This window comes from Sphingomonas sp. H160509, from assembly GCF_024124765.2.
In the GTDB taxonomy this organism is placed as follows: domain Bacteria; phylum Pseudomonadota; class Alphaproteobacteria; order Sphingomonadales; family Sphingomonadaceae; genus Sphingomonas.
Genome location: NZ_JAMXSR020000002.1, coordinates 3524451 through 3537634 on the forward strand (window position 1 = coordinate 3524451; position 13184 = coordinate 3537634).

Sequence of the window (13184 nt, forward strand, 5' to 3'; positions counted from 1 at the left end):
ATCCGCCGGCCGTTTCGCAATTCCTAAACGTAGAAACTTACGCGTGGCAGGTCTGCGCCGACTTGCCGGGCGCGGTCAGCGTGACGCTCGATTCGTCGCCGGTCATCGACCAGCCGCCCTCGGCGGTCTTCGGCGAACCGGCGACGTCCGACTTCAGCGTCGTCGCGGGGCCGTCCTTCTTAGTCTTGACCACGGCTTGCTTGTCGCCCTGGAAGAACGTCACGTAGAGCAGGCTGTTGTCCTTGCAGCGCAGCGTCTTCTCGGACTTGATCGCGGGCGGCAGTTCGACCGGCGCGGCGTTGGCGAGCGTGTTCGCCATCGGATCGGGATTGCTGTCCAGCACCTCTGGCGAGGCGGGCTTGGAGTTGCAGGCTGCCAGCACGAGCAGCGCGGCGACGGCGGTCATGGGGGAGGATTTTCATAGCGGGACCTCGCTTCGCGCATGCAGCATGGAGCGTCAAGGGCTATGGTTTGCGGTACCATCGCATAGCGGCGAATAGGGCAGTATGTATGACGGGTAAGATGTCCGCGCTCAGTCGTGCAGCGGACGGTCCTGCTTGGCTACGTCATCCTGCGACTGAAGTCGTTCTTCGACCATTGCCAACGGAGTCGCGATATGCGCGGCGATCAAGGTGTCGCCGAGCGCTTCCATCAGGTCTGACGCTTTCGACAACAAGGCCAGAGCCTGCCGATACTGTTCCATCATCCCGCTCCCGCCAGTTTCGAACTTACTAACATAGATCATATATTGGTTGTAATGAACACGACATGAAAAGCATGTCATCCGCTTGGGATGTTCGCGTTGGCGGCGTTTAATCGTGCAAACTTTCGCTCGCTTGCTCTAGGCGGGGCACCACGCCACATAGCGCGCATGCATACGACACCCGACACGCTCGCCCTGATTGGCAACACGCCGCTTGTTCGTCTGAGAGGTCCCAGCGAGGCCACCGGCTGCGATATCTTCGGCAAGTGCGAATACACGAACCCCGGCGCGTCGGTGAAAGATCGCGCAGCGCTGTTCATCGTCGAGGATGCGGAGCAGCGCGGACTGCTCCAGCCCGGCGGGACGATCGTCGAGGGCACCGCGGGCAATACCGGGATCGGCCTCGCGCTGGTAGCGAACGCCAAAGGCTACAAGACGATCATCGTCATGCCCGAGACACAGAGCCGCGAGAAGATGGACACGTTGCGGGCTCTAGGTGCCGAACTGGTATTGGTCCCCGCCGCGGCATTTTCGTCGCCATGCCATTTCGTCCATACCTCGCGCCGGATCGCCGACGAGACGCCGGGCGCGATCTGGGCGAACCAGTTCGACAACACAGCCAATCGCCGTGCGCATATTGTCGGGACCGCAGAGGAGATCTGGGCACAGATGGACGGGCGGATCGACGGCTTCACCTGCGCGGCGGGCACCGGTGGGACGATCGCCGGGGTCGGGCTCGGGCTCAAGGCGAAGGACGAAAGTGTCTGCATCGCGCTCAGCGATCCGCATGGCGCTGCGCTATATAACTACTACGCACACGGCGAGTTGAGGGCAGAGGGCTCTTCGGTCGCGGAGGGTATCGGGCAGGGGGCGCATCACCGCCAATCTGGAGGGGGCACCGATCGATACGCAGTTCCGGATTTCCGATCAGGAGGGGGTATGCGTGGGTCCGACGGTTACTCGACGAGGAAGGGCTCTGCCTCGGGCTGTCGTCGGGGATTAACGTCGCCGGTGCGGTGGCGCTGGCGAAGCACCTGGGACCCGGCAAGCGGATCGCGACGATCCTGTGCGACACCGGATTCCGCTATCTTTCGACGCTGTACGACCCCGAATGGCGTCAGGCGAAGGGTCTGGTCTGAGCGGGATGGTTCCCGAGAATCGACAGAAGCGCGGTAGTCGGGTATCGAGGTAGGGCAAGATGAAGTTACCCCCACGAACCTTCCCAGACCATGCAGCGCATCAAGGTCGGCATGATCGGCCTCGCCGCGGTCGTGCTGCTGATCGGTCTCGCGAGCGCGATTATCGGTTCGACGAATCGCGAGCGGCCGGTCGCGACCGCGGGGACCGCGCAAGCCGACGTGGTGGCGAACATGGGCGTTTCGAACGTTACCGAAGCCGCCGGAGCGGGCGAGCCGCTCGCGGAAATGGGCGTGGCGCCGAGCGCCAACGCGCAGGCGCCCGCGCAGTAATTGCTGCCTTCTTGCTCCCCTCCCTGGAAGGGAGGGGCTGGGGGTGGGTTGGTTTCCGCATACCTGAACGCGAGTGGCTCGATCGGGCCGACCCACCCCCGACCCCCTCTCTTCCAGGGAGGGGAGAGCGTTACCCCTTGGTAACGTCTGGCGTGCGTTGGCTTCGACCATCTGAGGAGCTTCCGCACTTCATCCCCGGATATCCCCAGTAGTCAAAACAGTCGTCAGCACTTTCACATCCGGTCTACCCGCATATTCCCCCCAGACTGAGCATCGCAATTGCGGTGAAATCCGTCCAATCCCCAAAAATCCCGTTGCGTCCCCGAAGCGCTATGGTAGATGGAGGTTAATACAGGGGGCATTTTCATCGTTCGCTGAAAACGCGTTCGAAACGTAGCGATGGCTGCTTTTCGAAGCGGTGAAGCGTGCGCGCCAGTTCGAAGGGTTTTGGCGTGTCGGTACGGGGTCGCTATCAAGGAGACGGTATCGGCCTTGTCGACGACAAGGGCCGGGTAGCCATCCCCTCGGCACTCCGCACGATGCTCTCGGCAAATGCGCCCAAGGCGAACGGCAAGGACGGCGGGACCATCATCATCGGCGCGCATCAGAAGAATCGCTGCCTGGTCGCGTACGATCCCGGTTACGTCGACATTCTCGCCGAGCGCCTCGATCGCCGCGAATCCGAGAACACGTCCGAGAACGGCGAGTACGACTACAACATCAAGCGCGCCGCCGCGTCCGGCGAAGCGGTGCCGTTCGACGGCTCCGGTCGCTTCATCATGCCCGCGTTCCCGCGCTTCTATGCGGGCATCAAGGGCCATGCGTTCTTCTATGGCGTGCTCGATTACATCGAGATCTGGGACCCCGCGACGCTGATCGCCACCGACGGCATGCCCCCCGTCGTCAAGGAGATGGCGCGCTTCTACATGGCCGAGAAGGGGGTGCAGCTGTGAGTTCCCCCGACGCTCCGCATATTCCCGTCCTGCTCGACGAAGTCCTTGCCGCGCTTTCCCCTGAGCTCGGCGAGACGATGGTCGACGGCACGTTCGGTGCGGGCGGCTATACGCTGGCGTTGCTCAAGTCGGGCGCGCGGATCGTCGCGTTCGACCGCGATCCAGACGCGATCGCCAATGGTCGCGCGATGGAAGAGGCCGAAGAAGGCCTGACGCTGATCGCCGCGGACTTCTCGGCAATGGCGTCCGAACTCGAGGCGCGCGGCCTCGCGCCGGTGGACGGCGTGACGCTCGATATCGGCGTGTCGTCGATGCAGCTCGACCAAGCCGAGCGCGGCTTCTCGTTCCAGTCGGACGGCCCGCTCGACATGCGGATGGCGCAGGCCGGCATGTCGGCGGCGGACTTCGTCAACGAGGCGGACGAGAACGAGATCGCCGACGTGCTCTATCAATATGGCGACGAGCCCAAGTCGCGGCGTGTAGCGCGGGCGATCGTCGCGGCGCGCCCGCTGACGCGGACCGGCGAGCTGGCGCACATCGTCCGCCGCGCGCTCGGCTACAAAGCGCACGACAAGAAGGACCCCGCGACGCGCGCGTTCCAGGCGATCCGGATTCACGTGAACCGTGAGCTCGGCGAACTGGCCGACGGGTTGCTCGCGGCCGAGCGCGTGCTGAAACCCGGTGGGCGCCTGGCCATTGTGACGTTCCACAGCCTCGAGGACCGGATGGTGAAGCGCTTCCTGCGCACGCGTTCCGGGGGGCTCGCCTTCAGGTTCGCGTCATCTTCCGCAGGTGAAAGCCGTTGCGGAACCTAGTTTTTCTCATGTCGGCCGCGGTGTTCGCGCCGGCGAGGCCGAGATCGCACGCAACCCGCGTGCGCGCTCGGCGACATTACGGACGGCGCGGCGGACCTCCGCGCAACCCTGGACGGAAGAGGTGACGACATGACGGCGGCGTATCGGATGAAGGGTGTGGGCTGGTTCGGGGGCTGCGTGGCCGTCGTGCTCGGTTTCTACCTCGTGTCGCTGCAGGTCGCCGCCGAGCGCAAGAAGCTGGAGGCGGTCAATGGTCAGATCCGCTCCGCGCAGCGCGACATCCGTGCGCTCGAAACCGAGTTCGACACGCGGGGCAATCTGGCGCAGCTCGAGCGCTGGAACGGCGATACGCTGGCGCTGTCGGCACCGACGGCGGGCCAGTTCGTCGTGAGCGAGGCCGCGCTCGCGGCGCTCGACGTCAACAGCCTGCGCGCCGACGGGGTCCAGACCGCCGCGCTGCTCGTGCCGTCGGGGGCGGGGTCCGTCGTCTCCACGTCGATCGTCCCGGTCACCGCCGCTCCGCCAGTCGTGAAGCTTGCCCCCCGTCGCTCCGGTCCAGATGGCGCAGGTCACCGCACCGCGCGCGATGAACGTCGCGATCCAGGCCGCGTCCAAGACCGCGCTCAAGCCGGTCGTGATCCGCGCGTCGGTGTCGACGCCGCGCTCGGCCGAGGCCGCACTCGTCCGCGCTGCCAAGACCGAACGCCTCGCAGCAGTGGCCAAGGTCCGGCCGCAGGCGGTTGCGATGCTCGACCGGAAGCTGCTGTCCGACACGACGCTGGGTGACATCATGAGCGGCGCCCGCTCCGAGAGCCGTAAGCGGCGGTGACCGCTTTGGTCGCCCGGCCCGTCTCGCAGCAACGTAGCGCCAACCAGCGTCATGCACTGGTGGCGACGGCGCACACGCGCCTGATGATGCTGATGTTCCTGTTCGGAGCAGCGGTGCTGGTGGTGGTCGGGCGGCTCGGGATGCTGGCGGTGCAGGCGTCGCTCGCCGATCCGCAGGCGCGCTCGGCGGCGATTGCGGCACGCGGCGACATCGTCGATCGCAATGGCGCGCCGCTCGCGCGGACGATCGATGCGTGGACGATCGCGGTCCACCCGAAGAAGCTGATCGGCGATCCGACCGAGATCGCCAGCAAGCTTGCCGCGCTGATGCCCGAGGCGGGTGACCAGGCGCATTATTATGCGCTGCTGACGTCGGGGAAGAGCTTCATCTATCTCCAGCGGCGCGCGTCGCCGGCGCTGGTCGAGCAGGTCAATGCGATCGGCGAGCCCGCGATCGTGTTCGACCGCGATACGCAGCGGCTGTATCCGCAGTCGACGATGGCGGCGCATGCGCTCGGCTTCCTGTCGACCGCGGGCCACGGCATGAGCGGGATGGAGCGCGTGCTCGACGAGCGGCTGACCAATCCCGCGCTCAACGGCACGCCGGTCGCGCTGTCGCTCGACAACCGCGTCCAGGCGGCGATGGAGAGCGAACTCGGCCGCGCTATGACGACGTTCTCGGCCCGCGGTGCTGGCGGTATCGTCCTTGATGTCGCTACCGGCGAAGTGATCGCGATGGTCTCGCTACCGACGTTCAACCCCAACCGCGTCGGCATGTCGGGCAGCGAACAGCTTCGCAACATCACGACGCAGAGCGTGTTCGAGCTTGGCTCCACGTTCAAGCCGATCACGATGGCGACCGCGATGGACACGGGTGTCGTCACATCGTTCGCGCGGCGCTTCGATGCGACCCATCCGCTGCAGGTCGGGCGCTTCACGATCCACGACGAGCGGGGCGATCCGAAGCGCTGGCTCAACATGGCCGAGACGCTGATCTATTCGTCCAACATCGCTACCGCGCGCGTCGCCGATGAGGTCGGGCCCGCGAAGATGCAGGCGATGTTCAAGAAGCTTGGCTTCGATACCAAGCCCGATATCGAACTGCGCGAGAAGGGCCGTCCGTTGTGGCCGAAATACTGGGCGCGCACGACGACGATGACCACCGCCTACGGGCACGGCATCGCGGTGACCCCGCTGCATCTGGCGAGCGCGTATGCGGCGCTGGTCAACGGCGGGATCTGGCGGCCGGCGACGTTGCTGAAGGTCGCGCCGGGGCATGCGGTTGCCGGTCGTCGCGTCATCAGCGAGCAGACCAGCGCGCGGATGCGGCAGATGCTGCGACTGATCGTGCAGCGCGGGACGGGTCGCAAGGGCGATGCGCCCGGCTACCGCGTCGGCGGCAAGACCGGGACGGCCGAGGCGGCTGTGTCGGGTGGCTACGATCACTCGCGGAACGTGGCGACGTTTGCCGCAGCATTCCCGATGGATGCGCCGCGCTATGTCGTGCTGGCGATGCTCGATTCGCCGCTCGGTACGAAGGAAACCGCCGGGTGGAAGACCGCGGCGTGGAATACCGCGCCGGTGGTGGGTCGCACGATCTCGCGTGTCGGTGCCATCCTGGGCGTGGTGCCCGACGCGCACCGCGACATCGACGAGTCTGACATCCTGCCGACTTTGTGGCAGGACCCGTCGCGTACACAGCCGACCGGGCAATGAGGACTATTGCATGAAACTCGCAGCGCTGACCGACGGGACGGAAGAGGCGCAGGTGACGGGGTTCGCGATCGATCACCGCAAGGTCGCGCCGGGCACGGTGTTCGGCGCGTTCGAAGGCGCGCGCGTGAATGGTGAGGATTTCGTGGCCGATGCGATCCGGTCTGGCGCGATTGCAGTCGTGGCGCGGCCTGGGCTGACGGTCGAGGGCGCCACCTACATCGCCGACGACAACCCCCGCGAGCGGTTCGCGCAACTGGCCGCAAAGTTCTTCGCGCCGTTTCCCGAGACATCGGTGGCGATTACCGGGACTAACGGGAAGACGTCGTGCGTTGAGATGACCCGCCAGCTGTGGCGGATGGCGGGGTTTCATGCTGCTTCGATCGGTACGCTGGGGGTTACGACGGCGGACGAGCGGGTTACGACCGGGCTGACCACGCCGGATGTGGTGACGTTCCTGTCGAACGTGGCGGGGCTTGCGCGTGAAGGCGTGACGCATCTGGCGTTCGAGGCATCGAGCCACGGCCTGACGCAGTATCGGACCGAAGGGCTCAAGGTCGCTGCGGCGGCGTTCACGAACCTCAGCCGCGACCATCTCGACTATCACGGCGACATGGCCGCGTATTTCACTGCCAAGATCCGGTTGTTCTCCGAAGTGCTCTCGACCGACGGCGCGGCGGTGGTCTGGGCTGACGATCCTCAATCGGCGCGGGTGATCGACCTAGCGCGCGAGCGCGGCAACCGGCTGGTGACGGTCGGCACGCAGGGCGAGACTTTGCGGCTGGTCGGGCGCGATCCGACGTTGCTGGGGCAGGGGCTTACGATCGAGGCCGAGGGCCAGACGTATAAGGTCACCTTGCCGCTGATCGGTGCCTACCAGGCGGCGAACGCGCTGGTATCGGCAGGACTGGTGATCGCGACCGGGGGCGATGTGGCAGCAACGATAGCCAATCTTGCGCGGTTGCAGCCGGTCCGCGGGCGGCTGGAACGCGCGGTGATCGCGAAGTCGGGTGCGCCGGTCTACGTGGATTATGCTCACACACCCGACGCTCTCGAAGCAGCGATCGCTGCGCTCAAGCCACATGCTGGCGGCAAGCTGATCGTGGTGTTCGGGGCGGGGGGCGATCGGGACACCGGCAAGCGCGAGACGATGGGGCAGGTTGCTGTGCAACACGCCGACCGTGTGATCGTGACGGACGACAACCCGCGGACCGAGGATGCTCGCGCGATCCGGTGCGACGTCCTGAAGGGCGCGCGGGGGAGCAGAGGAAATCGGCGACCGGCGTGCGGCGATCGGCGCTGCCGTGCGCGAGGCCGGCCCAGAAGACATCGTGCTGATCGCGGGGAAGGGGCATGAGCAGGGGCAGATCGTTGGCGACATGGTGCTCCCCTTCGACGACGTGACCGTCGCGCGGGAGTGCGCGGCGTGAAAGCGAAGACGTCTTCATTCCCCTCCCGCCTGCGGGAGGGGCTAGGGGAGGGCATGACGTACGTACTGGCGTCCGGTCTGTTTGATCAGCCCCTCCCCCGACCCCTCCCGCAAGCGGGAGGGGAGCAGTGAGCTTGTGGACTTCCGCGGAGATAGCCGCCGCTACCGGCGGCGTAGCGTCTGGTGACTTTTCCGTTACCGGCGTTGCGTTCGACTCGCGTGAGGTTGGCCCCGGCGACCTCTTCATCGCGATGAAGGGCGAGGCCAGCGACGGGCACCTGTTCCTCGATCAGGCCTTCGCACAGGGCGCGGCTGGCGCGATCGTCTTCGAACCCTGCGACCACCCGCACGTCCTCGTCGGGGACAGCTTTGCCGCATTAAACGCACTCGGCCGCGCCAGCCGCGCGCGTTCCGCCGCCAAGTTCATCGGCGTCACCGGCTCGGTCGGCAAGACCAGCGCCAAGGAAGCGCTGTTCGCCTGCCTTGACCGCGCAGCGCCCGGCGAGGTGCATCGCTCGGTCAAGAGCTACAACAACCACACCGGCGTCCCGCTAAGCCTCGCCCGGATGCCGCGCGACGCGAAGTTCGGCGTGTTCGAGATGGGGATGAACCACGCCGGTGAGCTTGCCGAGCTGACCCAACTCGTGCGGCCGCACATCGCGATGATCACTGCGATCGCGCCCGCGCATACCGCGTTCTTTCCCGACGAGAGCGCGATCGCCGATGCCAAGGGGGAGATCTTCGCCGGGCTCGAACCGGACGGGACTGCGATCGTGCCCTATGACAGCCCGCACCGCGACCGTCTGCTCGGACACGCCGCACTACACGCCGCGCACATGGTGACGTTCGGCAGCGAGAAGGGCGCCGATGTCCGCGCGATCGAGGCGATGCGGCTGCCGACCGGCGGGACGTTCGTCACTGCGCGGATGGGGCAGGGGGCGGAGCACGAGCTGAGCTTCACGATCGCGCAGCCCGGCGCGCATTGGGTGTCGAATGCGCTCGGCGTGCTGGCGTGCGTGCAGGCGGCCGGCAGTGATCTCGGACTCGCCGGCCTCGCGCTGGCCGAACTCGGCGGGCTGCAAGGCCGTGGCGCGCGGTCGCTTGTGACCGTCGGCGAAGGCCAGGCACTGGTGATCGACGAGAGCTACAACGCCAACCCTGCATCGATGCGCGCGACGCTCAGCGTCCTCGGGCATGAACCCGGCCGCCACATCGCGGTACTCGGCGAGATGCGCGAATTGGGCGAGGGCTCTGACGACTATCACGCCGCTCTCGCCGAGCCGATCCTCGCCGCGCGCGTCGAAATGGCGCTGCTCGTCGGTGAAGCGATGGCGCCGTTAGCGCAGGTGCTTGAGGGACAGATCGAAACCGTCCATGTGGGCGACGCTGCGGCCGCGCTCGCGTCGTTACGGACGATCCTGGCGTCGGGCGATGTCGTGCTCGTCAAGGGATCGAACGGGGTTGGCCTCGCGCGCGTCGTGGCGGGTCTTCAAGCGGGCCTCAAAGGCGGGATTAACTGAATGTTGTACTGGCTCGCCGAGCATCTGGGGTTTCCCGGCCTGCTGAACCTCATCCGCTATCAGACGGTGCGGACCGGTGGGGCGGTGGTAACCGCGCTGTTCATCGGCCTGATCATCGGGCCGAAGTTCATCGGCTGGTTGCGCGTGCGGCAGGGCAAGGGCCAGCCGATCCGCGCCGACGGCCCGCAGTCGCACCTGTCGAAGCGCGGCACGCCGACGATGGGCGGGCTGATGATCCTGACCTCGATGTGCCTCGCCATCTTCCTGTGGATGGACCTGAGCAACCCGTATGTCTGGGCGTGCCTGTTCGTGACGCTCGGCTTCGGGACGATCGGGTTCCTCGACGACTATGACAAGGTGCGCAAGGCGAGCACCGCGGGGATCAGCGGGCGCACGCGGTTGCTGCTCGAGTTCATCATCGCCGGCGTCGCCGCGACGATCATCATGTCGCAGAACGGACCGCATCTGTACCTGCCGTTCACGTCGCGCATGTACCTTGATCTCGGCTGGTTCTTCCCGGTGTTCGCGGCGTTCACGATCGTGTCGTTCGGTAATGCGGTGAACCTCACCGATGGGCTCGACGGGCTGGCGACGATGCCGGTGATCATCGCCAGCGTCGCGTTCATGGTGATCGTGTATCTGGTCGGAAACGTGAAGTTCGCGGATTATCTTGGGATTCCGCATGTGCCGCGCGCTGGTGAGCTGGCGATCTTCTGCGGGGCGATCGTCGGCGCGGGGCTAGCGTTCCTGTGGTTCAATGCGCCGCCGGCCGCGGTGTTCATGGGCGATACCGGGTCGCTGGCTCTGGGCGGCGCGCTGGGAACGATCGCGGTCGTCGCGCATCACGAAATCGTGCTCGGGATCATCGGCGGGCTGTTCGTGATCGAGGCACTGTCGGTGATCATCCAGGTGTTCTTCTACAAGCGCACCGGCAAGCGTGTGTTCCGGATGGCGCCGATCCACCATCATTTCGAGCAGCTCGGCTGGGCCGAGGCGACCGTCGTGATCCGGTTCTGGATCATTGCGTTGGTGCTGGCGCTGGTCGGCCTTTCGACGTTGAAGCTGCGGTGATTGTTGCGCAGGCCTGGCGCGGGAAACGCTACGCGGTGCTGGGGCTGGCGCGGTCCGGGGCTGCGACGGTGCGGGCGTTGGTGGCTGGTGGGGCGCAGGTCGTCGCGTGGGATTCCGACGAGGCAAAGCGTGACGCAATCCTCCCCGGTACGGGGAGGGGGGACCAGCTCTGCTGGTGGAGGGGGGCTGTTCCAGGCGTTTCGCTTGCGGATGCCACCCTCCACCACCAGCCTGCGGCTGGCGGTCCCCCTCCCCGTGCCGGGGAGGATTTGATCGTTGCGCCGTTGGATGATCTTTCGGACTTCGATGCTCTGGTCGTGTCGCCGGGGGTGCCGTTGAACACGCACCCGCTCGCCGCTGCTGCCCGCGCCGCCAACGTTCCCGTGATCGGCGACATCGAGCTCTTCGCGCAGGCCCGCGCGGACCTGCCCCCGCACAAGGTCGTCGGAATCACCGGCACCAACGGCAAGTCCACCACCACCGCACTCGTCCACCACATCCTCAAGACCGCCGGCATCCCCACGCTGATGGGCGGCAATATCGGCCTGCCGATCCTCGAACAGCAACCGCTCCCCGAGGGCGGCGTCTACGTGCTCGAACTGTCGAGCTACCAGATCGACCTGACGCAGACGCTCGATTGCGACGTCGCGGTGCTGCTCAACATCACGCCGGATCATCTCGACCGCTATGACGGGTTCGAAGGCTATGCGGCCTCCAAGGCGCGGCTGTTCGCGATGCAGTCGGCCGAGCATGACGCGGTCATCGGCATCGCTGACCGCCCGTCCGCCGAGATCGCGCGCGGGCTGTCGGCGAAGGGCGAGCACCTCACCAAGATCGCCCCGGGCGTGTGCATGGATCAGGGCAACTGGCCGACGCTCCAGGGCCCGCACAACGCCCAAAACGCACTCGCTGCGATCGCCGTGGTCAAGGCGCTGGGCGTAAGCGAGGTCGACATCGACCGTGGCCTCATGAGTTTCACGGGCCTTCCGCACCGCATGGAGCAGATCGCCTCGTACGCCGGCGTCGCCTATGTCGACGACAGCAAGGCGACCAATCCCGAGAGCACCGCGCCGGCTTTGGCTGCGTTCGACCGGGTCCACTGGATCGTCGGCGGCCGCGCGAAAGGGGACGACCTCGACGCGTGCAAGCCCGCCTTCGGCCACGTCGTCCGCGCCTACACGATCGGCGAGGCTGGCCCGAAATTCGCCGAAATCCTGAAGGGCTCCATGCCCGTCGATAACGTCGGCACGCTCGACGCAGCGGTCCGCACTGCCGCCGCCAACGCCAAGCCTGGCGACACGGTGTTGTTATCTCCCGCCTGTGCTAGCTTCGACCAGTTTCGCGATTACGAAGCGCGCGGGGCGGCGTTCCGCGCTGCGGTGGAGTCGCTGGCATGACCGATATCCGCGCTGGAAGGATCGACGTTAGGGGCGATATGGGCACACCGAAGACCAGCATCGTCGCGAAGATGAAGCGGCGCGGCGGGCGGGGCGATCAGTCGCCGCTCGGCACGTGGTTCTGGGATATCGACCGGATGCTGCTGTTGCTGACGCTGTTCCTGATCGCGATCGGCCTGATCGCGGTCGCGGCGGCGTCGCCGGCGAGCGCGGTCCGCTATTCGGGCGAGCATCACAAGATCGCGCCGCTCTACTATTTCTGGCGGCAGTTGATGTGGGTCGGCGTGTCCTTGCCCGTGCTGTTCGGCGTGTCGATGATGCCCGTCTCGATGGCGCGGCGGATGGCGATCGGCGGGTGCGCGCTGTTCGTGCTGATGCTGATGGTGACGCCGTTTGTCGGCGTCGAGGCGAACGGCGCACGGCGCTGGCTCGGCGTCGGGTTCGCGCAGTTCCAGCCTTCCGAGTTCCTGAAACCACTGTTCATCGTCACGGTCGCCTGGCTGTTGTCGTTGCGCGCAAAGGATGCCGAACTGCCGACCGTGCTGATCACCGGTGCGATGACCGCGGGCGTCGCGGTGCTGCTGATGCTGCAACCTGATTTCGGCCAGACGATCATCTTCTGCTCGGTGTGGATGGCGCTGCTGATGATCGCGGGGACGCCGGCCAAGGTGATGCTCGGCCTCGTCGCGATGGCACCCGCGGGCCTGATCGCCGCGTATGTATTCTACGGCGTGGCGCGGTCGCGGATCGATGCGTTCCTGTTTCCGGGCGTCGAGGGTGAGGGCGCGGGCGATCATTTCCAGACGAATGCGGCGCATAATACGCTGACCGCGGGCGGCTGGACCGGGACGGGACCTGGAGCCGGTGCAGCTAAGTTCGGACTGCCCGAGGCGCATACCGACTATATCTTCTCGGTGATCGGCGAGGAATTCGGGCTGATCGCTTGCTCGGTGATCGCCGTGATCTTCCTGGCGATCGTCGTCCGCGTGTTCGTCAAGCTGCTGGACGAGCAGGATGAATTCAAGCTGCTGGCCTCGGCGGGCCTCGCCACGCAGTTCGGTGCGCAGGCGCTGGTCAGCATGGCCGTGAACACCGGCCTCGCGCCGTCTAAGGGTATGACGCTGCCGTTCATTAGCTATGGCGGATCGTCGATGATCGCGTTGTCGGTCGGCATGGGGTTGCTGCTGGCGTTTACCCGGCGCAATCCGTTTCTCACGCGGAGCCCCTATGTCGTCCGCTGGAGTGGTGAATGAACGTTAATCAGTCTCGGCATTACGTCCTCGCAG

10 protein-coding genes and 3 pseudogenes are annotated in these 13184 nt (G+C 66.1%); 11 read left to right on the forward strand and 2 right to left on the reverse strand.

The window, feature by feature from the left end:
• Window positions 1–37 precede the first annotated feature (37 nt).
• Window positions 38–406 (reverse strand): hypothetical protein, encoded by a 369-nt coding sequence (locus NHF48_RS19155; protein ID WP_253071991.1) that lies wholly within the window; start codon window positions 404–406, stop codon window positions 38–40.
• A 126-nt stretch (window positions 407–532) separates the two neighbouring features.
• Window positions 533–703, reverse strand: a complete 171-nt coding sequence (locus NHF48_RS19160; protein WP_253071992.1) for a hypothetical protein — start codon at window positions 701–703, stop codon at window positions 533–535.
• A gap of 168 nt (window positions 704–871) precedes the next feature.
• Between NHF48_RS19160 and NHF48_RS19165 the strand changes: the two are divergent.
• The 11 genes and pseudogenes from NHF48_RS19165 to NHF48_RS19215 all read left to right on the forward strand — a co-directional run bounded on the left by NHF48_RS19165 (window position 872) and on the right by NHF48_RS19215 (window position 13151).
• Window positions 872–1842 (forward strand): annotated as a pseudogene (locus NHF48_RS19165) (cysteine synthase A).
• 90 nt (window positions 1843–1932) lie between these two features.
• A complete protein-coding gene (locus NHF48_RS19170; protein ID WP_093399599.1) occupies window positions 1933–2172 on the forward strand; it encodes a hypothetical protein in 240 nt (79 codons plus the stop codon).
• A gap of 452 nt (window positions 2173–2624) precedes the next feature.
• Window positions 2625–3125 (forward strand): division/cell wall cluster transcriptional repressor MraZ, encoded by a 501-nt coding sequence (locus tag NHF48_RS19175; protein ID WP_107952158.1) that lies wholly within the window; start codon window positions 2625–2627, stop codon window positions 3123–3125.
• Window positions 3122–4073 (forward strand): annotated as a pseudogene (gene rsmH, locus NHF48_RS19180) (16S rRNA (cytosine(1402)-N(4))-methyltransferase RsmH). Before NHF48_RS19175 ends, rsmH begins: the two are co-directional and overlap by 4 nt.
• Entirely contained in the window at window positions 4070–4726 is a 657-nt protein-coding gene (locus tag NHF48_RS19185) for a hypothetical protein (RefSeq protein ID WP_253071993.1), read from the forward strand. The pseudogene rsmH and the gene NHF48_RS19185 overlap by 4 nt, the downstream one beginning before the upstream one ends.
• 39 nt (window positions 4727–4765) lie before the next feature.
• Window positions 4766–6484 carry a peptidoglycan D,D-transpeptidase FtsI family protein gene (locus NHF48_RS19190; RefSeq protein ID WP_060526690.1) on the forward strand — a complete coding sequence of 573 codons (1719 nt, stop codon included), beginning with the start codon at window positions 4766–4768 and terminating at the stop codon, window positions 6482–6484.
• A 10-nt stretch (window positions 6485–6494) separates the two neighbouring features.
• Window positions 6495–7911, forward strand: a pseudogene (locus tag NHF48_RS19195) (UDP-N-acetylmuramoyl-L-alanyl-D-glutamate--2,6-diaminopimelate ligase).
• Window positions 7912–8038: 127 nt separating this feature from the next.
• The gene (locus NHF48_RS19200; protein ID WP_253071994.1) at window positions 8039–9430 is read left to right on the forward strand and encodes a UDP-N-acetylmuramoyl-tripeptide--D-alanyl-D-alanine ligase; all 1392 of its coding nucleotides are present in this window, start codon (window positions 8039–8041) and stop codon (window positions 9428–9430) included.
• Window positions 9431–10501, forward strand: coding sequence for a phospho-N-acetylmuramoyl-pentapeptide-transferase (gene mraY, locus NHF48_RS19205; protein WP_253071995.1), 1071 nt, complete (start codon window positions 9431–9433; stop codon window positions 10499–10501). It abuts the gene before it with no gap.
• Window positions 10498–11898: a UDP-N-acetylmuramoyl-L-alanine--D-glutamate ligase gene (murD, locus tag NHF48_RS19210; RefSeq protein ID WP_253071996.1), complete on the forward strand. Its 1401-nt coding sequence runs from the start codon at window positions 10498–10500 to the stop codon at window positions 11896–11898. Before mraY ends, murD begins: the two co-directional genes overlap by 4 nt.
• 71 nt (window positions 11899–11969) lie before the next feature.
• Window positions 11970–13151 carry an FtsW/RodA/SpoVE family cell cycle protein gene (locus tag NHF48_RS19215; protein WP_253072488.1) on the forward strand — a complete coding sequence of 394 codons (1182 nt, stop codon included), beginning with the start codon at window positions 11970–11972 and terminating at the stop codon, window positions 13149–13151.
• Window positions 13152–13184: the final 33 nt, after the last annotated feature.